Consider the following 18,496-nt stretch of genomic DNA (forward strand, 5'->3'; position numbering starts at 1 on the left):
CTGTGCATCCGGCCGTTCCCGACGGCGTGATGGAGCCAGGCATGGCCAGGCACGACCCCAGCGACGGAGCCCGATGACCGCCGTACGCCTTCACGACACCTCGCGGGAGTGCCGGAGCCTGTACTCCACGATGCTCACCCGGGCCGTCCGCTCGGAGTTCGACATCCGCGATCTGCCCGGACCCGGCACGTCCCACTTCGAACTGCTCACCGCCCTGGCCGCGGAGTCCGCCGTGCGTACGCACCTTCCGGGGCCCTTGCGCTGGAGACCCCGGTGGGCCACCCGGGAGCTGTGCGCCCGGTTGCGCGCCGACTGCGCCACATCGGCCGAACGGTCGGGCGTGGTCCGCAAGGACAAGCGCAACGCCCCGGTCGGCCAGGACTGCCTGGCCGAACTCTTCGACACACTGGGGTTGCTCGCCGGTGTCCAGGCTTTGGTGGGAGAGGCGTCACTGATTCCTGTGGCGGCGAGCTACATCGTCTACGACGGCCCCGGCTCGCTGCTGCAACTCCACCTCGACCGGCCGACCTTCGGGGACATCACCCTACTGCTGCGCCTGGACGACACGGACGCCGCCGGACCGGCCGGACAGCGCAGCAGCACCCTGTTCGTGACCCCCGAGGGCTACCGGCGCGAGCCGCTCGGCACCGGCGAGTCCCTCGTCTTCGACGGGACCTCGACGCTGCACGGCAGAACCGCCCTGACGGCCGGGGAGGAGGTGACCTTGCTCAGTATCGGCTTCCAGGTCCCCGAAGGGCAGGACCCGCCATGCGCGTATTGATCGGCAACGCGTTCAGCGAGGTGCTGGTCGGCCGGTACGGACGTACCAGAGCACAGTGGAAGGCCCAGAAGCTGCTCTGGTGGGCACGGCCCGGTGACGTGCTGGTGCTGCCCGGTGAGCCGGACCACGACTTCCTCGACTACGCCCTGCGCCTGCGAGGTGTCGACCCGGGCGCCGTACGCGTCGTCGTGCCTCCGGACGACGAGGAAGGAGACCCCCGGCTCACCCGCGGCAGGCTCCTGGACGAGCGGCTGCACGCCACCCTGCGCGGCGTGATCGGAGTACGCCCCGTCGAGACGGTGCTCGCCTTCTGGCCGGACACCACCGTCTCCTCGCTCGCCGACGCCATCGGCGCGAAGGAGGCACTGAGCGGCTACGCGTTCATGACGCAGTCGGGCGGCACCGTCTCCAACAGCAAAGCCGTGTTCCGGGCGGTGGCCGCCGGGGTCGGCGCGCCCGTTCCGGACGGCGTCGTGTGCGTGCTGCGTGAGGAAGCCGAACAGGTGGCCTGGGCCATGCTGGCCGAGGGCCGCCCGGTGATGCTCAAAGGTGAGTACTTCATGTCCGGCGACGGCAATGTGATCCTCGGCCCCGATGACGGCTTCCCGCCGCTCGGAGCGCGCACCAGGATCGTGACCGTCCGTCCGGACCAGGTGACCAAGGCACTCGCGGACCACTGGGACCGGCTCACCGGTGCGGGCCGTTACCGGCTGGTGGTGGAGGAGTACCACCCAGGCTGCACGTCCCTGTTCGCGGAGTTCCTGGTGACCGACTCCGATGTCGTGCACAAGGGGGATGGGGAACTCCTCAAGGACCCGCAGGGGGTGGGCCAGATCATGCCCTTCCAGGGGCAGCCCGCCGACGTCCGCCGGCAGCTCCTCGAAGGCGGCGCGGCACTCTCGCAGGCACTCCGCGCCGTCGGCTACCGCGGCATCGTCAGCGCGGACGCCGTCGTCACGCCGGACCGGCAGGTGCTGTTCACCGAGTACAACGGGCGCACCACGTCCTCGACCCACATCTACGAGGTGATCGGCAAGGAACTGGTCGGCGAGCGCTACCCGGCGCAGCGCGTGCTCTTCGAGAAGGTCCAGCTGAAGGCGCCCTCGTTCGCGGAGGCGCTGCGTCGGCTCCGTGCCTGCGGACTCGCCTACGACCGCACAGCCGGCCACGGCGTCGTCCTGACGAGCGCCTACGAATCCCGGGTGAGCAACCTCAACTACTGCGCGGTCGGCGAGGACCTGGCGTCGGTGCTGGCGCTCAGCCGCGAGGTCGACCGGCTGGTCGCCGACCCGGCTGAACCCGGCGCACGGTGAGGGACCCTCCGGTGAGCCCACTCGGCCCGCGCTGCGCCGGTTCCCCGGACAGTCCGCACTTTCCATACCCGCACCGCCGCGAGAGGCGGCTCCACAGCGAGGAGGGTCCGTGGTCGACAGCACGACGCTGGCCGACGCGCGGCGCGTCAGGCGTCAGCACTTCGGGGGAGACTTCCGGCTGCACTCCGTCATCTACCCCATCGACTACTGCACGTCGGGCTGCACCTACTGCGGGCTCAGCACCCTCCTCGCCCGGGAGGGGGCGCACGGAGTCCGCGGCGCGATGCGCCCCGCCACCTTCGACTGGCTGATGCGGCGACTGACCGACGCCGGCTACCACGTGCACGAACTCGTCTTCGGCACCGTCGCGGACGACCAGGCACGGCTGACATCGCGGATCGCCCGCTGGGTGGAATCCGCCCGGCGGCACGACCCGGACGGATACCTGATCGTCAACTGCGACACCCTGCGTCCGCAGGACTACCGGGTACTCAGGAGCGCCGGGGCGGACGCCGTCTGGACCTTCATGGAGGTCATGTCCCCGGACGTCTACCGCGCCAAGCACCGTTCGGGGCTCAAGGCGGACAGGGAACAGCGTCTGGAGGCACCCCTGCGCATGCGCGAGGCGGGGCTGGCCGTCGGCAACGCACTGCTGTGGGGCCTGACCGAGGACTGGCAGGGCGAACTGGACCAGTTCGTCGCATGGTCCGGCCAGGTCGGCGGCTTCGACTTCGTGGCCACTCCGGTGCAGCAGCGGCTGACCCTGTCGCCCGGCAGCGCGGCGCCGGACTACTTCGACGTCACGCCTCCCCTGACGGTGGACCCGGAGCTGTACCTCACCATCTGCTGCGAGCTGCGGCTGGCCTTCCCCACCGCCCGTCTCGTCGCGAACACCCGCCTGGACCCGACGTTCGTCTACGGTCAGGTCTCCGCGGTCAACGACATGTGCAACGGCTATGTGTGGACCGGCTCCCGCTCACACCCCGAGCGGGAACTGGCACAGGACGGGCACGTCAGACACGACGGCACCCAGATGGACTTCCACAACCCCGGAGCCGACCCCGAGGCGATCCAGCGTCTGTGTCCGCAGGACATCACCGTGCGGCTGGACCTGCGGGCGTGAGGCACGAGGCGGGCAGGAAGCGGAACACGCGGGAACCGTCACCGCGGCGCGGTGCGGGCCCCGGACGTCCGTCGCCGCACGTCCCGCCCCGGAAGGAAGCGGTGCGTCTCCACCGGCACGCGCCGCAACTGCTGCGTGCGCTGAGAGCCGCGGGCGGCTGGACGCTCACGGCTCTGACGGCGGTCCTGCTCGCCGAGGCACTGCTGCCGGCGGCCCACGCGGCAGCTCTGGGCCTTCTCGTCGAGGGCGTCCAGGAGGCCGCACACACGCGTCGTCCGGGAGCCGTGACCGGATCGTTGCTGGTCTTCGGCGCCGTTGTGCTCACCGCGGAGATCACCGCGTCCGCCGCTCCCGCGCTGACCCTCCTGGCGACCGGCCGGGTGGACGGAGCCCACCGTCGTGCCGTCCTCGCCCTGACGACCTCCTGCGATCTGGCGGTGCTGAACACCCCGGCGGCGCGCGCCGCGATCCGGGACGCCCTGGCCGACCGCAGCAAGGGGTACGACTGCGGTCTGTCCGACGGCGCGCTGGCCCTGCTGCGTTCCCTCGCCTCCGTCGCGGGGCTGCTCGCCGCGCTGGCCGTGATCGGCCTGCACGTGTGGTGGCTCCCCGCCGTCGTGCTGCTGCCCGCCTGCGCTGTCCGGATGTTGCGCTCCCGCAGGGACTCCGCCCTCATGGACGACTGGCGGTCCGCGACACAGGAGGAGCTGGCCCTGGACGTCTGGCGCAGGGCGAATCTGTCCGCGGTGGAAGGACAGGACATCAGAGTGTTCGGCCTGGCGGACTGGATGGTGGCACGGATGCGCGGGCATCTCCGCGATGCCAACAAGCGTCTGTGGGATCACGTGGACCGGCAGATCCGGAGTGCGTGGCGGCCGGCCGCGCTGGTCGCGGCCGGGCTGCTGCCCGCCTTCGTCACCGTGTCCGCCGACGCCGCAGCCGGCCACACCCCCGCAGCGGCGGCCGTCGCGGTCTTCGCCGGGAGCTGGGCCGTCTTCCAGGTACTGAGCGCTCAGACGAACTCGTATCTGATCGCCGGGGGTGTGCGGGTCGTCCTCGCCACTCGGGAGGTACACCGCCTGCTGACCCCCACGCCTGCCGGAGCGGAACGTGCGGATGCCGGACGGGGACAGCCGCCGCACGTGGTCTTCGAGCAGGTGCGGTTCCGCTACCCGGGCGCTGGCCGAACGGTGCTCGACGGCGTCGACCTGGAGATCCGGCCGGGCGAACTGCTTGCCGTCGTGGGAGCCAACGGCGCCGGAAAGACGACCCTGATCACGCTGCTGTGCGGTCTGTACCAGCCCGCGCAGGGGCGTCTCCTCGTCGACGGTGTGGATCTCGCGGCGATCGACGCGAGGAAATGGCGGGAACGGCTGTGCGTGGTCTTCCAGGACTTCGTGCGCTACCCCCTGACCCTGGCGGAGAACATCGGCCTCGGCAGGGGGGACATGGTGCCCGAGCCGACGGCGCTGCGCCGCGCGGCGGTGCGCTCCGGGCTGTCCACGACGGTCGAGAAGCTGCCCCATGGCTGGGACACGCCGCTCAACCCCTCGCGGACCGGCGGGACGGAACTGTCCGGCGGACAGTGGCAGCGGGTGGCGCTCACCAGGGCGCTGTACGCCCTGGAGCGTGGTGCGACCCTGCTGGTGCTCGACGAACCTGCGGCGCATCTGGACGTGGCGGCGGAACATGCGCTCTTCGACCGGCTGGCGGAGTGCCGGGGCGAGGCGGGAGTGGTGGTCATCTCCCATCGTCTGTCGACCGTGCGGCGGGCGGACCGCATCGTCGTCCTCGGCGGGGGACGCGTCGTCGAGGAGGGGACCCATCGGGACCTGATCGCCCGTGCCGGCCGGTACGCGAGGATGTTCGCCGCGCAGGCCGAGCGGTTCCGCGCGGGCGAGGGTGGTCCGGCGGACGGCCGGGAGGGCCCGGTCCGGCACACCTCCGGTTCCGGCGGGGCCGGAGGTGCGCGGTGAGACGGTATCCGGGCCTGTGGTGGAGCCTGTTCCGGCTGTCCTGGAGCACCCACCGATGGCTCACCGTGTCGACCCTGTCGGTGCTGCTCCTCTCCGTGGTCGCGACCGGGGCATGCGCTCTGGCCCTGCGTGCGGCCGTGAACGCCATGGTCGCGGGCGAGGGCTTTGCTGCGGTGACCGCCGCCGTGCCGGCCGTGGCCGCCTACGCGGCCCTCCACGTACTGCAGGACGCCACCGCGACCTGCCGGAACGCGGTGACCAACCGCGTCGCCCGGCTCGAGGTCGAACCGGGGGTGCACCGAGAGGTGGCAGCGCTGCCGGGGATCGAGCACCTGGAGCGGACCGACTACCTGGACCGGCTGAAGGCTGTCCGGGACGGTGGTACGCAGCTGGTGGGCAGTATGTGGCGAGTGGTACTGACGTTCACCAGCGTGATGAAACTGCTGGTCGCGGCGGGACTTCTGGGCTCGATCAGCCCGTGCCTCCTCGCCTTTGTGACAGCGGCGGCGGTCCCGGCGGTGTGCCAGTTGAAGGGGCAACGGCTGCTGAACGACTCCCAGGTCGCCACCATGGAGGCCGTTCGGCTGGAGGCGTCCCTCGCGGAACTGGCCGTGGACGCGGGGGCGGCGCCGCAGATCCGGGTGAGCGGAGCGGCGCCGGGGCTGGGAGCACGACGGGAGGCCGCCTGGGCAGAGGCGCATCGGGTCAGGCTGCGTGCGCGACTGGCGGCCTCGGCCCTGCGGCTGGGCGGCTGGACCGTGTTCCTGGCCGCTCTCCTCGCCGGAATCGTCCTCGTCGTCGGCCGCTCGGCCAGTGGCGAAGCCAGCGTCGGTGACGTCGTCCTGGCGGTGACGGTCGCGACTTCCCTGGGGCAGACGGTCCAGGTCACGGTGAACAGCACGGTGGCGACGACGACGGCCGGGTCCGTGATCGAACCGTACCTGTGGCTGCGCAGGTACGGGGAGCGGGCACGGGAGTGCCCGCCCGCGGGCGGCGCGGAAGTGCCGGAAGCGCTGCGGGAGGGGATCCGGCTCCAGGGAGTCACCTTCCGGTACGGCGGCTCGGACCACGAGGCCCTGCACGGCGTCAGCTGTCTCCTGCCGGCGGGCGCCGTGGTGGCCGTGGTGGGAGAGAACGGCTCCGGCAAGAGCACGTTGGTCAAGCTCTTGACCATGCTTTACCGCCCGGACAGCGGCACCGTCCTGGTGGACGGCCGGCCTCTGGACCGGCTGGATCCCGAGGAGTGGCGGGCCAGGATCAGCGCCGTCCCGCAGCAGTTCGGCCGGTACCCGCTCACCGTGTCGGAGTCGGTCGGCATGGGTGACCTGGCGGGCATGGCGGACCGGGAACGGATCACGGAGTCGTTACGGGCCGCCAACGCGGACGAGCTGGTCGACTCCCTGCCCGAGGGGCTGGAGACCCGGCTCGGCCGGGAGCTGAGTGGCGTGGAACTGTCCGAGGGGCAGTGGCAGCGCCTGGCCATGGCGCGGGCGGCCATGCGGCGCAGTCCGCTGCTGCTGGTCCTGGACGAGCCGACGGCATCGATCGACGCCGTCACCGAGCGCGCCATTCTTGACAGGCGCATGACCCACGCGAGAGCTGCCGGCCGTGACACCGGCGGCATCACCGTCGTGGTGTCGCACCGCCTCTCCGCGGTGTCGAGGGCGGACCTCGTCCTGGTGCTCGCTCACGGACGGCTCGTCGAGGCCGGCCCGCACGCGGAGCTGGTGGACCGGGGCGGACCGTACGCCAGGATGTACGCCGCACAGGCGAACGCCTACCGCGATGAGCGGTGCCCCTGACGCCGCTCCCGAGGAAGCCGCTGAGCGCCCCTCTCGCCGACGATCACCGCCTTGGCGGGAAAGCCCCCCAGCCGGATGATCGAAAAGGCGCTCAGCGGCCCGTACAGGCGGTCACCGAAGGGAAGGCCCCCGATGGGCATGGTCGGCGACGGCCTGGAACGCGCCGTCCAGCAGGCGTTCACCCGCCAGGTCCGCCGGCTGTGGGAGAACCGCGGCCTGCCCGGCCGCACCATCGTGGTCACGGCCACCCCGCACCCCGGCATGCCGTATGACCTGACGCTGCTGCTGCGCGCGGCCGAGGCCGGACGGCCGATCACAGGCCTGACGGAGGAGGCCGTCGCCGCCGCGTTCGGCGTCGACATCGCCGAGGTGCGCATCGAGGCGGTGGCCCGCACCTACGGGCGCGAGGACGGCCCCGGCTGGAAGGAGGTCCACGTCACCCCGACGCGCACGAGCGGCGTCGCCAGGCCCCCACCACCCGCGAGTGGTGGACCGACCGGATCGGCGCCGACGGCGGGCCGGTGCCCGGCTCGGAGTTCGTGCAGAAGGTCCGCGACCACGGCCGCAAGGTCACCCACTACATCGCCCAGGTCCCCGACGGGGCGGGCGAGCCGCGCGTCAACCCGCACGCGCTGGCGGCGGCGCTGGAGACCAAGTACGACGAGGGCCGGCTGTTCGTCACCGTCGACGGCGGCCAGGTCCTCATCTGTCTGTGGGACACCAGCCCGCTCGCGCAGGTCTTCCCCGCCACCCGCGAGATCGGGGGCCCTGGGCATGTGCCCGGTGTCGATCAGGTGCTGGCGGCGCCAGACGTGGAGGGCGTCTGCTCGCTGATCCCGGGGAGCCTGGCCAACTCGGCGACCTTCCGGCCGACTCGACGGGACCGGGTGCACGCGGCTGTGGTCGGCGTGGCGTCCGGCGAAGCGGCGATGGAGGCCCGTACGGCCGCGCCGCGCGTTTCATGGTGGGCAGCCGTCATCCGCGTGGATGCGGCCGTGGGGAGCGGAGACGGTGTCGGCCTGTAGGTGGAGTCCTTCGATGCGGGCGTGGGTCAGGGTGATGTAGGGCACCGGCACGGGTGGGACGGTGGCGCTGGAGAAGCGGACTGGTAGCAGGCCGAGTACGCGGCCGGTGATCCGGCGGGCTGCGAAGCGGATGCTGCCCCCGGCGGTGATCCGTGGTGCCGTCACACACATCGTGGCGCTGTTGTTCGTCTGGATGATGTGAGGGTCGTGCAGTGTCACCGCTGCGGCCCGGCACGGTGCGTCGGCCCGGCCGGAAGGGGCGCACAGCAGGCCGGTGATGGTCAGGGAACGGGCGGTGACGACTGTTTCGTCCGGTGCGGGCGGCCGGTCGCGCGGCCGGTCGCTCCCTGCGGTGAGGCAGCGCGCCAGGGCGCGCGCCTGTGCGGTGACGGGTGCCGCCGGGGCGGGCGGTGGCGCACACGGTGCGTTCCCCCGGGCGGCCGCCGTCGGCGCCGACGGTGCTGTCGGCTGCCCGGTGTCCGGGTCGGCGCGCGGGAATCCCGGGCCGGTGAGGTGGGGGACGTGGGCGAGCCGGTGGGTGGGTCCGGGCGGGGTGGGGGACGGGGCGCCGGCACAGCACGCCAGGGCCGCGACGACGAGTGCGGCCAGTGCGGTTCGTTTCACGGGTGTTCTTCGCGCTCCGGCACGGGAGATGAGGGCCGCCGTGGGGCGTGCGGGGGCGTGCCGCCCGTTCGGTGGCCCACGGCCAGTGCCCCGCCCGCGAGGGCCAGCAGCATGCCGGTGAGGAAGCCGCCGAGGTTGGCGAGGGGGAAGGAGAGCAGGGCCAGGAGGATGGCGGTGATGCCTCCGGTGGTGGCGCGGTGCGGGCGGCAGACGCTGTGCAGTCCGCAGCCGGCCAGGGCGGTGGCGATCATCAGGGTGGAGGTGGCGGCCGTGCCCTGGTAGGCGAGGAACTCCGGCCGCCGGAGCGGGAACCAGGCCAGTTCCAGCCCGGCCAGGCACATGAGTCCGGCCGCGGTCCAGGGCCTGCGCACGGCGCCTCGCCGTGGTGTCAGTCGCCGCACGGTCGTGCTCCGGGGCGGATGGACATCGAGGCGTCCCGCAGGGAGAACGAACCGGCCGCCAGTGACCAGGCGTCCATCCGCATGCGGGTGATGCCGAAGGTCTTCGCCTGCTGGCCGTAGGCGCCGGGAGCGCCGTGGGTCGGCGGAGAGGCGTCGAGCGTGGCGGCGTCGCGGCCCATCTGCACCTGACCGAAGCGCAGATCACCGGTCACCTGCTGCAGGTCGATGACCATGCCGGTGGCTTCCACCGGTGTGCCGCGGCCGCTGCGGATGACCAGGGTGAGGGCGCCGAAGGGAGTGCGGGTCACCGAGGACTGGCACACATCGGTGAGGGTGGCACGGCCGATGGCGGCGACGGCCACCGATAGGAGCGTCAACGCCCCCAGGGCCTCCCTCAGGCAACCTGTCGGCCAGGGGCGATGTCATGCGACCCTGTGGGCGAGGAACTTCGACAGTTCGCGAAGCTCACGGACCGTGCCCGCCTTCAGGGGCAGGTCAGCGAGTACGGTCTCCGCCGCGGTGAGATGGCGGCGGGCCTCCGCCAGACAGCGGGCGCGGGCGCCCGTCCGATCGACCAGGGCCACCGCCAGGGCGGGGTCTCCCGTGGTCTCCAGCAGCGCGGCGAGTCGGCCGGCGGCCGGTCCGGGGCAGTCCAGGGCCAGTAGCAAGGGCAGTGTTTTCTTGCGTTCGCGCAGGTCACTGTGGACGGGCTTGCCGGTGACCGCGGGATCGCCCCACATGCCCAGGACATCGTCGGTCACCTGGAAGGCCGTACCGAGGTGACGGCCGGCACGGTCGAGTGCGCCGGCCGTAGCCGGGGACGCGCCTCCGAGCAGGGCACCCAGTGCCATCGCGCAGCCCAGCAGGGCACCCGTCTTGCGCTCGGCCATCGTCCGGTACTCCACCGGCCGCACCCGGCGCTCACCACTCCAGGGACGGGAGGCGAACAGCAGATCGTCCGCCTGCCCCCGCACCAGGTCGCCGAGCGCGGTGGACAGCATGCGCAGGCCCGCCGGGCCCGCCGGCGCCGAGGCGAGTGTCTCCAGGGCCAGGGCGAACAGCGCGTCACCCGCCAGGACCGCAGGCCCTGTGCCGTAGGCCTTCCACACCGAGGGGCGCCCGCGCCGCACCTGGTCACCGTCCATGATGTCGTCGTGCAGCAGCGAGAAGACGTGCACGAGTTCCACCGCGACCGCCGCAGGCACACCGGCTTGTCCGGGCGCGCCCACCGCCTCCGCACCGAGCACGGCCAGCGCCTGCCGTACGCCTTTGCCGCCGGACGTCTCGCCGGACACCTCCCCGGGCGTACCGTCGAGGCCGCGCCAGCCGAAGGCGTAGGCGGCCATCTCCCCCGTCCACGGATGCAGTCGCCTGACCGCTTCCCGCAGAGACGGTGCCACCAACGCCCGGCAGCGGCCGAGGACATCAGGCGCACCGAGCCGCTCCCGGATCTCCGGATACGCCGACGTCACCGTACGGCCCCCATCGTCTCGGCCGCATCCGAGCCGGACTTCTCCTCGTCCGCTCCGTCCGCCCACGGATGCCCAACACCGTCACCGGCACCGATGCCGAACTCCTCCCGGGCCTGTGCCACCATGTCGCGTGCGTGCTTCAGACCGATCCGCTTCAGCGTCCGGTCGAGGTCGTCCAGTTCGGCCGCCGTCTCGGCGCGGTCACGGCCCAGCCGGGCCAGGGACTTGGCCAGTCCCAGCCGCGCGAGCGCCTCCCCGCGGGGTTCGCTCATGGTCCGGAACTCCGCGAGGGCCTGCGCGTAGAGGCGGCGGGCGTCCGCGTGACGCCCGGCCCGGTACAGCACGTTGCCCCGCATCTTGTGGTTGTAGGCGAGCGCGCCCGACAGGTCCATCGCCCGGCAGGCCGCCTCCGCCTCGGTGAGCAGGTCCAGGGCCCGCTCGGTGTCTCCGTCGCGTACGGAGACGACGTCGGCGAGCCCGCGCAGGGCCCAGGCATGGCCGCGGCGGTCCTCCGCGGCGGCGGCTATCCCGGCGGCCTCCTCGAACATGGCGTACGCGGTGTCGTACTCGCCGGAGTTGCGGTGCATCTGGGCGATGCCCTCCAGCGCCCACACCGTGTGCCGCGCCTCGCCACGCCTGCGGGCCTCGGCCAGGAGCTGTTCGTGCAGCCTGGCCACGTCCTCGTAGTCGCCCTGGATGCGGCCCGTCTCCGCCAGGCCCGCCAGTGAGTAACCGCGTACGACGACGTCACCGCCCCGTCCGCCGAGATCGGCCGCCAGCTTCAGCAGCCGACGGGCCAGGGCGAACGAGCCTCGCTGACGGGCCAGCGTTCCACCGCTCCACAAGGCCCAGGCCATCGCCGCAACGTCTTCCGCCTCCCGGGCGGCGCGATAACTCGCCTTCCACGCCCGGTCGGCGTCCCGCACCTGGCCCAGCCGCCGGTGCGCCTCCGCGACCGCGAGCCCGCAGGCCGCGGCCTCGCCGGGCCGGCCCGCGCGCTGGGCGGCCCGCAGCTGCGCGGTGCCCGCGGTGAGGACGTCGGTCAGCGAGGAGTTGACGGAGAGCGCGGTGAGGGTCCCCTGGTACTCCGGGGCGACTGCCTTGCCGTACATGAATGCCTCTCGGTTGGACTGGATGCCTTGCGCGGAAGGAAGAATCAGGCGTGTGCGCGCTCGGTCTATACGCTTGGCGTATACGCGCCATGTATACACTATGCGTATAGCGTGCTTGCTGCCGACCCGTTCCAGGTGTGCCGGGGCTTCCCTCTCAGTCGATCAAGACGCGCGGCAGGGCGGGTGGGGTTGCTCCATGACGCGCGTATCGCTCGATGCGCCGCTCCCGCCACCAGTCGTACGGCCCGCGGTCACGGCGTTCCCACGAGAACGGCACACAGCTGGACACGTGCTCCGACCAATTGGCGATGGTTCGTCAGGGCGGGGCAGGCAGGGGTTGAGTCGTCGGCCGTGGCTGACGGCGTCGGGCAGGCCCCGCAGCCTTGCCGGTGGGGCGTGCTGGGCCAGGCTTCCGCCGGCGTTGCAGCGTGATGGCCGGGGTCGGTCTGCTGCGAACGGCCCGCAGGGCTTGTGGCCGACGGGGCCGCTGGGGTGGCGGTGTGCCCTCTGTCCGGCCCGGGTGGAGCGGCGACCGGGGGCATGCCGACAACCCGAGGCGACGATCAAGCAGATCGCCGCCGACCGGGGGGTGAACCCGGAGACGCTGCGCAACTGGATCCGGGACGCGGGCGTCAGCCGTCCGCGCGGCCGTCGTACAGCGGAACCGCCGGCGGTTCCGGTCGCGCCGTCGGCTCTGGAGGCCGAGGTCGCTGCCTTGCGGCGGGAGAACGCTGAGCTGAAGAAGGCACGGGAGATCCTGCGCAAGGCAGCCCGCTATTTCGCCTCGGAGACGGGCTGGTGAACCGCTGCCAGTTTGTCGAGGACCACCAGCGCCGGTACGGCGTGACGCGGTTGTGTCGCATCCTGGGCATCGCCCGCTCGAGCTTCTACCACTGGCGCCGAAGTGCACCGCTGCGGGCGGCCCGCCAGGCTGCCGACGCTCAGCTCGCCGCCCGGATACGCGTGCTCAACCACGCCTCGGACGGCACCTACGGCGTCCCCAGGATCACCGCTGAACTCCGCGAGGATGGCGAGGTGGTGAACCACAAGCGGGTCGCCCGCATCATGCGGGCGATCGGGCTGGCCGGTCTCCGCCTGCGCCGCAAGCAGCGCACCACCATCCCGGATGCCGCCGCGGCGAAAGTGCCGGACCTGATCGGCCGCGACTTCACCGCGGATCAGGTGAACCGGAAGTACGTCGGCGACATCACGTATCTGCCGCTGGCCGGCGGAACCTTCCGCTATCTCGCGACTGTGATCGATCTTTGCTCACGGCGCCTGGCCGGGTGGGCGATCGCCGACCACATGCGCGCCGACCTCGTCATCGACGCCCTGAAAGCGGCCGAGCGGACCCGCGGCAGCCTCGCCGGCGCCGTGATGCATACCGATCACGGAGCCCAGTACTGCAGCCGGGCCTTCGCCGACGCCTGCCGCAAGGCCGGCGTCACCCAGTCCATGGGCGCGGTCGGCTCCAGCGCGGACAACGCACTCGCCGAGTCCTTCAACGCCACCTGCAAACGGGAGACCCTTCAAGGCCGCCGGGCCTGGAACACCGAGCGCGAAGCCCATCTGGAGCTGTTCCGCTGGCTGCACCGTTACAACGCCCTCCGACGCCACTCCCGCCTCGGACATCGCAGCCCCATCGCCTACGGGCAAGCACTTCGAACAACATCAACTACGCTGGCCCCAGCCGCATAAACCCTGCCCAAGATCAGGGGTCAAGGCCCCTCCTCTGTTACGGCGTAATCGCCGACGGGCAAGCATGACGCTGGCGGGACCGGGACCGGGTGCCCTCGATGCCGCGGTCACCGCGGTGCTGTCGGGAGCGAACGGCGGTGTACAGGGCCAGGAGCCGGGTCGCAGCGCCCAGCTTCTTCTTGCGGACGTTCCGCTCGCCCACGACCTGTCGAACCCAGCCCCGAGATCCTGGCGCGACCCGCGGAAGGCGGCGGGGACCCCGAGGCCGTTCCCCGCAGCACCACGGCCGTCCCGGAACACCCGGCCGGCTCCCTGCCGGACCGCCGGACGAATCTGCCGACCGGACCGGCCAGCCGGTTCGAGGAGAACTGGGCGCGCGGCACAAGAAGCCACGCAAGAACCGGACGGGCTGACCCTGGACAAGCACGAGTACCAGCAGGCAGGGCGGGGCCGCCCTGCCTGCTGGTACTTCTTCCATGCCCCAACAGAAGCCGTCTCCCCATAGACGATTATCGGCCAAATCAATACTCACGTTCGATGCGCAGCGTGTGCGCGGCCCTCTGACGCAAGTCATCCAAGGCCCACAGCACTTGATCGGAAACCCCGCACGGCCGCACGGCTCGTCACGCACGCGGACGCCAATAAAAACGGACCCATGCGGCGGTGACGGACTTGGGAACGTGATCTTCAGGGACCAGAGAGACGGCGGGGGAGCGCTGCCGACCTGAAACACGGCGCTCATCACCCACCATCATCATGCTTCGAACAACATAGGGGGACCTGTGGCCATGACTCAGCGCCCGGGGTTGCGCGTCATCACGTCCATGACTGCCGTCACTCTCGCGGCAGGTATTGCCTTCACCGTCGGTGGTTCGGCCGTCGCGGCCGACCAGCTCCCGGCGGACGCCGAGGGCACGGCCACAGCGGAGGTCATCGACATCACCGAGCCGGACCAGCAGCTCCCCACGGGGGATGCGGTGCTCGGCGAGGGGGAGCTGTCGGAGGACGACGCCGTGGCATCCGGCGCGGTCGCCCTGCAGGCCGCGGCCAAACGCCTGCCCTACCTGTGCAAGGCCTCGGTGGACTACCCGCACAACTCGCACACCACCAAGGGCACGATCAACGTGCACTTCGACACCAAGTGCGGCCAGGCGGCCCCGAACCTCAACACCGAGGGGACGCTGTCCCGCTCCCGCTGGTACGGCTGGGAGCACCTGAGCACGGGCAAGGGCGGCAAGAAGGACACGAAGAACCTGCGCGTGGTGGCCCCCAAGGCCTGCAAGAAGAACACGCTGTACCGCTACAAGGGCCAGGCCCGCTTCTATGCGTCCGGTCCGCAGGGCAAGGGCTCGGCCCACGTCTACAACCAGAACGACAAAGAGATCAAGTGCGCCGGCTGACACGCGCGGCGGTGAACGGGGCGGCGGCCTGCAGCGCCGCCGCCCTGCTCGTCTCCTGCACGCAAGTCTCGTCCGTGACGCCTCCGGCGCGGCAGCCGGAGCCGGCCGCATCACCGTCCACCGACCCGGCCCTTCCAACCGCCCAGGAGCACGGCGGCACCGACCTCCCACTGGTGGCGGGCCAGTGGGGCGGCGACCGGCACAAGGCACCACCGCAGCACCTGCGATGGGACACAGCGAAGAACCGGCGGACCGACGCCGAGCAACCCTTCAAGGTCACGGTCACGGCCGCCGCGGCGCCCTCGTACGTCTCCTTCATGCTGCACAGCACGATCGACGAGTCCGGCATCCCGGACGAGGACACCCGGCGACAGAAGATCCTGGCCTGCGGGCCCGGGATCACCGACCCGGGTTGCCGGACCACAGACAACGAAGACGGCTCGTACACGGTCGAGGTCATCGGCACGCCGCCGCCCGGCCGTCCGTACCGCGTACTGTACGCGCAGTGGGCACCGAACCGTCCTGGCGCGGAGGGGACCTGGGTTTCATGGCAGCTACCCCTTGGCTAGGCGGCCGGCCCGCGGACAATGAGCGGCTGGCCGCCTGGGCACTGTCCCGGATCGCGGCGACGGGCGCCGAGGACGCGTGCGTGGACGCGGTGATCGACATCGTGTACGCGGCGCGCGACACCGAAGCGGACCTCGGCGGCCGTTTCGGCTCCGGCGTGGTGGGCGAGCCGGCGACCCGGCGACCCGAACGACGGCAGAGCTTCCACCTCGACGGAATTTCCCCCCTCCGCCTGCGGGAGGAGGACAGCGACGAGCCGTGGGCCGTCCTACTCGACCCCGCACGCCTGCTCCGGGGCATCGGGACGGTGACACAGGCATCCCGCAGCCAGGAGGGAATCGACCTCACTGTCACTGCGCACCCGGACTTCGCCGACCCCACCGACCCCTGGCTACCCCCAGGCGCCCACAGCCTGACCGTCCAACTCGACCCGGACACCGGCTTCCTCCGGTCCGCTGCACTCCACGACGAGCAGGGCACCCTGGCGACGGCCCAGGTCAGCGACCTGAACGTCCGTGATGCGCCCCCGTCGACGCAGGCCGGCGAAATTCTGGCCCGCATGGCCAGAACCCTGCTGGAGCCCACTCGCCTGACAGCGGAAGTTCACATCGAGACCGACCCCCACGAGGACCTCTCCATCACATCGGTACCCGCCTCCCGCTCCTGGACGATCCTCGTCGACGAGAACACTCTGACGATGACGGGCGACTACGCACCGGACCGGACCAGCCCGGCGGCAGCCCGCCTGGCCGAACTGCTCACCCCTGCCCGCATCGTCTCCCACCTCGCCAACGTCACGCCTACGTCACCGCACTCCCTCCAGGCCACCGTCCGCCCCCTGCGCACGTTCCCATTCAGCGCCTGGGCCCCGGACGATGCCCTGACCTGCCACTTCACCGTGGACCCGGAGACGGGCGTCCTAGTGCGGGCAGCAGCGACAGCACGAGGGCGTACCGTCTTCCGCCACACCGTCACCGCACTGGGCCCCGACGGACACACTTACAGTCCCTAACAAAGCCGTTGGACGTGGCGGTGGGTGATCACGCAGTCGGCGAGGCCGAGGAATGCTTCGCGGATGTCGTCGCGTCGCTCCCAGCGGATGCGCAGGCGGCGGAAGCCGTGGAGCCAGGCGATGGTCCGCTCGACGACGTAGCGGAAGATGCCCAGGCCGGTGCCGTGAGGCTCGTCCCGCCTTGCGATCACGGGCCGGATGCCGCGCTGCCAGAGGAGGCGACGGTAAATGTCGTGGTCGTAGCCGCGGTCGGCCAGCAGAGCTTTCGGGCGCCGGCGCGGCCTGCCGACGGCCCGCGACCGGCGGGATCTTGTCCAGCAGGAGCAGCAGTTGCGTGACGTCGTTGCGGTTGCCGCCGGTCAGCGACACCGCGAGCGGGATGCCCTGGCCGTCGACGATGAGGTGGTGCTTGCTGCCCGGCCGGGCGCGGTCGACCGGGCTGGGACCGCTTTGAGGCCTCTGCGGGCAGCCCGCACGTGCGAGGAGTCGATCACCGCCCGCTCCCGGTCCAGCTGGTTCTTCGACCTCAGCTTCTCCAGCAGCAGCACGTGCAACTGGCCCCGGACGCCGGCCTCGTTCCAGGCCGCCAGGCGCCGCCAGCAGGTCATGCCGGAGCCGAAGCCGAGCTCCTGGGGCAGGTACTCCCACTGGATGCCGGTGTGCAGGACGAAGAGGATGCCGCACAGGGCCTGCCGGTCCGGCACCCGCGGTCTGCCCTCCACCAGCTTCGGACCCGGTTTCGGCAGCAAGGGCTCGATCAGCGACCACAGTTCGTCCGAGACGATCCACGGCCGCGACTGACGCTTTCCCATATCCAGACCTACGGACAGAACCGCCGACAGTCTCATGATCAGCAACTTCTGTTAGAGCCAGTAAGGACTTGCCGGGAAACAAGTCGTGGCTTCCGGCTGCGGGGATCGTTGTTCTGGTATGGGGGAGACCAGAGGGGATCGAGGCCGTCCTGGCCGCGAAGTTCCAGGCGTCGTTGCCGCATCTGGATGAGCGTCAGCGCCGGTTGGTCATGAGGGCGGAAGCGCGGTCGTCGGGGCATGGCGGGATCAGGCTGGTCGCCGCTGCGGCCGGGGTCCGGGAGGGCACGGTTTCGCGCGGAGTGGCGGAACTGGATCCCGGTCAGGCGCCGTTGGGGCGGGTGCGTCGTCCTGGCGGAGGCCGGAAGAGAGCGAGTGAGCTGGACCCGGGGCTGCGGCCCACGCTGCTGGCGTTGGTCGAGCCCGACGAGCGGGGTGATCCGGTGTCGCCGCTGCGGTGGACGACGAAGTCGACCCGGAAGCTGGCAGCGGAGCTGACCCGGCAGGGTCACCGGGTCTCCGCCGACACGGTCGCCGGCCTGCTGCGGGAGGAGGGCTTCAGCCTGCAGGCCAACGCCAAGACCATCGAGGGCGCCCGGCACCCGGACCGCGACGCCCAGTTCCGCTACCTCAACGAGCAGGCACGAGAACACCGGGACGTCGGCGACCCGGTGATCAGCGTGGACACCGAGAAGAAAGCGCTGATCGGCGACTACAAGAACGCCGGGCGCGAGTGGCGGCCCGCCCGGCAGCCCGTGAAGGTCAACACGCACGACTTCCCCGGCCGGGCCCAGAAGGCGATTCCGTACGGGATCTACGACATGACCGCGAACACCGGCTGGGTCACCATCGGCACCGATCACGACACCGCGGCGTTCGCCGTCGCCTCGATCCGCCGCTGGTGGCGGGCCCGCGGCCGGCACGACTGCCCCCGCGCTCGCCGGCTGTTGATCACTGCCGACGGCGGCGGCTCCAACGGCTGCCGCACCCGCGGCTGGAAGACCCACCTGGCCGGCCTCGCCGACGACACGGGCCTGGAAATCACCGTGTGTCATCTGCCGCCCGGCACCTCGAAGTGGAACGAGATCGAACACCGGTTGTTCTCCCACATCACCACGAACTGGCGCGGCAGGCCCCTGACCAGCCATGAAGTCATGCTGCGGACCATTGCCGCGACGACCAGCAGCACCGGTCTGACGGTGCACGCCGAACTCGACAACGGCGAGTACCCCACCGGCGTCCGCATCAGCGACGAGGACATCGCCGCCCTGCCGATCACACGTCACCGCTTCACGGTGTCGGCGAAGGCGTCGTCCAGGACAAGCAGCCACCGCCCGGGCAAGGCGCCGAGCAGTTCGTGCACCTGTTCCTGGAGATAGTC

General features: G+C 71.4%; 16 protein-coding genes and 2 pseudogenes. 12 read left to right on the forward strand and 6 right to left on the reverse strand.

All coding sequences use genetic code 11. The features are described 5' to 3' along the window. The first annotated feature begins 73 nt into the window (after positions 1 to 73). The 6 genes from IEZ04_RS23695 to IEZ04_RS35100 all read left to right on the forward strand — a co-directional run bounded on the left by IEZ04_RS23695 (position 74) and on the right by IEZ04_RS35100 (position 8,020). Positions 74 to 781: a hypothetical protein gene (locus IEZ04_RS23695; RefSeq protein ID WP_189218966.1), complete on the forward strand. Its 708-nt coding sequence runs from the start codon at positions 74 to 76 to the stop codon at positions 779 to 781. Then, on the forward strand, positions 769 to 2,094 hold the full coding sequence (locus tag IEZ04_RS23700) for a preATP grasp domain-containing protein (RefSeq protein ID WP_189218967.1): 1,326 nt from the start codon (positions 769 to 771) through the stop codon (positions 2,092 to 2,094). The genes IEZ04_RS23695 and IEZ04_RS23700 overlap by 13 nt, the downstream gene beginning before the upstream one ends. 109 nt (positions 2,095 to 2,203) lie before the next feature. Next, positions 2,204 to 3,217 (forward strand): radical SAM family protein, encoded by a 1,014-nt coding sequence (locus tag IEZ04_RS35095; protein WP_229821217.1) that lies wholly within the window; start codon positions 2,204 to 2,206, stop codon positions 3,215 to 3,217. 101 nt (positions 3,218 to 3,318) lie between these two features. After that, positions 3,319 to 5,193 (forward strand): ABC transporter ATP-binding protein, encoded by a 1,875-nt coding sequence (locus tag IEZ04_RS23705; protein ID WP_229821218.1) that lies wholly within the window; start codon positions 3,319 to 3,321, stop codon positions 5,191 to 5,193. Then, on the forward strand, positions 5,190 to 6,995 hold the full coding sequence (locus tag IEZ04_RS23710; RefSeq protein WP_189218969.1) for an ABC transporter ATP-binding protein: 1,806 nt from the start codon (positions 5,190 to 5,192) through the stop codon (positions 6,993 to 6,995). Before IEZ04_RS23705 ends, IEZ04_RS23710 begins: the two co-directional genes overlap by 4 nt. Before the next feature lie 521 nt (positions 6,996 to 7,516). Then, positions 7,517 to 8,020 carry a hypothetical protein gene (locus IEZ04_RS35100; RefSeq protein ID WP_229821219.1) on the forward strand — a complete coding sequence of 168 codons (504 nt, stop codon included), beginning with the start codon at positions 7,517 to 7,519 and terminating at the stop codon, positions 8,018 to 8,020. Here the strand turns inward: IEZ04_RS35100 and IEZ04_RS23720 are convergent. From IEZ04_RS23720 to IEZ04_RS23740, 5 genes are all read right to left on the reverse strand, one after another. Beyond that, positions 7,955 to 8,644 (reverse strand): hypothetical protein, encoded by a 690-nt coding sequence (locus IEZ04_RS23720; RefSeq protein WP_189218970.1) that lies wholly within the window; start codon positions 8,642 to 8,644, stop codon positions 7,955 to 7,957. The genes IEZ04_RS35100 and IEZ04_RS23720 overlap by 66 nt on opposite strands. Continuing rightward, a complete protein-coding gene (locus IEZ04_RS23725) occupies positions 8,641 to 9,015 on the reverse strand; it encodes a DUF6114 domain-containing protein (protein WP_189218971.1) in 375 nt (124 codons plus the stop codon). Before IEZ04_RS23725 ends, IEZ04_RS23720 begins: the two co-directional genes overlap by 4 nt. A gap of 17 nt (positions 9,016 to 9,032) precedes the next feature. Further along, the gene (locus IEZ04_RS23730; RefSeq protein WP_189218972.1) at positions 9,033 to 9,422 is read right to left on the reverse strand and encodes a DUF6230 family protein; all 390 of its coding nucleotides are present in this window, start codon (positions 9,420 to 9,422) and stop codon (positions 9,033 to 9,035) included. A gap of 45 nt (positions 9,423 to 9,467) precedes the next feature. After that, positions 9,468 to 10,391, reverse strand: coding sequence for a polyprenyl synthetase family protein (locus tag IEZ04_RS23735; protein WP_189218973.1), 924 nt, complete (start codon positions 10,389 to 10,391; stop codon positions 9,468 to 9,470). A gap of 122 nt (positions 10,392 to 10,513) precedes the next feature. Then, positions 10,514 to 11,629, reverse strand: a complete 1,116-nt coding sequence (locus IEZ04_RS23740) for a tetratricopeptide repeat protein (RefSeq protein WP_189218974.1) — start codon at positions 11,627 to 11,629, stop codon at positions 10,514 to 10,516. A 520-nt stretch (positions 11,630 to 12,149) separates the two neighbouring features. Between IEZ04_RS23740 and IEZ04_RS36025 the strand changes: the two genes are divergently transcribed. From IEZ04_RS36025 to IEZ04_RS23765, 5 genes are all read left to right on the forward strand, one after another. Beyond that, entirely contained in the window at positions 12,150 to 12,431 is a 282-nt protein-coding gene (locus tag IEZ04_RS36025; RefSeq protein WP_189218975.1) for a transposase, read from the forward strand. Next, positions 12,428 to 13,327 (forward strand): IS3 family transposase, encoded by a 900-nt coding sequence (locus IEZ04_RS23750; RefSeq protein WP_189218976.1) that lies wholly within the window; start codon positions 12,428 to 12,430, stop codon positions 13,325 to 13,327. Before IEZ04_RS36025 ends, IEZ04_RS23750 begins: the two co-directional genes overlap by 4 nt. Before the next feature lie 824 nt (positions 13,328 to 14,151). Next, the gene (locus tag IEZ04_RS23755) at positions 14,152 to 14,727 is read left to right on the forward strand and encodes a hypothetical protein (protein ID WP_189218977.1); all 576 of its coding nucleotides are present in this window, start codon (positions 14,152 to 14,154) and stop codon (positions 14,725 to 14,727) included. Further along, positions 14,715 to 15,296 carry a hypothetical protein gene (locus tag IEZ04_RS23760; protein WP_189218978.1) on the forward strand — a complete coding sequence of 194 codons (582 nt, stop codon included), beginning with the start codon at positions 14,715 to 14,717 and terminating at the stop codon, positions 15,294 to 15,296. Before IEZ04_RS23755 ends, IEZ04_RS23760 begins: the two co-directional genes overlap by 13 nt. Beyond that, a complete protein-coding gene (locus IEZ04_RS23765) occupies positions 15,275 to 16,306 on the forward strand; it encodes a hypothetical protein (protein WP_189218979.1) in 1,032 nt (343 codons plus the stop codon). The genes IEZ04_RS23760 and IEZ04_RS23765 overlap by 22 nt, the downstream gene beginning before the upstream one ends. On the opposite strand, the pseudogene IEZ04_RS23770 reads toward IEZ04_RS23765, so the two are convergent. Beyond that, positions 16,303 to 17,118 (reverse strand): annotated as a pseudogene (locus tag IEZ04_RS23770) (IS5 family transposase). The gene IEZ04_RS23765 and the pseudogene IEZ04_RS23770 sit on opposite strands and share 4 nt — an antisense overlap. 209 nt (positions 17,119 to 17,327) lie before the next feature. On the opposite strand from IEZ04_RS23770, the pseudogene IEZ04_RS23775 reads away from it, so the two are divergent. After that, a pseudogene (locus IEZ04_RS23775) lies at positions 17,328 to 18,407 on the forward strand (ISAzo13 family transposase); the annotation flags it as partial. Positions 18,408 to 18,496 lie beyond the last annotated feature (89 nt).

This window comes from Streptomyces ruber, from assembly GCF_014648075.1.
Lineage (GTDB): Bacteria > Actinomycetota > Actinomycetes > Streptomycetales > Streptomycetaceae > Streptomyces > Streptomyces ruber.

Excerpts from the sequence above, each read along its gene's own strand:
- IEZ04_RS23735 (WP_189218973.1), bottom strand. The coding sequence starts at position 10,391 with ATGGCCGCCTACGCCTTCGGCTGGCGCGGCCTCGACGGTACGCCCGGG.
- IEZ04_RS23765 (WP_189218979.1), top strand. The coding sequence starts at position 15,275 with ATGGCAGCTACCCCTTGGCTAGGCGGCCGGCCCGCGGACAATGAGCGG.
- IEZ04_RS23740 (WP_189218974.1), bottom strand. The coding sequence starts at position 11,629 with ATGTACGGCAAGGCAGTCGCCCCGGAGTACCAGGGGACCCTCACCGCG.
- IEZ04_RS23695 (WP_189218966.1), top strand. The coding sequence starts at position 74 with ATGACCGCCGTACGCCTTCACGACACCTCGCGGGAGTGCCGGAGCCTG.
- IEZ04_RS23700 (WP_189218967.1), top strand. The coding sequence starts at position 769 with ATGCGCGTATTGATCGGCAACGCGTTCAGCGAGGTGCTGGTCGGCCGG.
- IEZ04_RS23755 (WP_189218977.1), top strand. The coding sequence starts at position 14,152 with ATGACTGCCGTCACTCTCGCGGCAGGTATTGCCTTCACCGTCGGTGGT.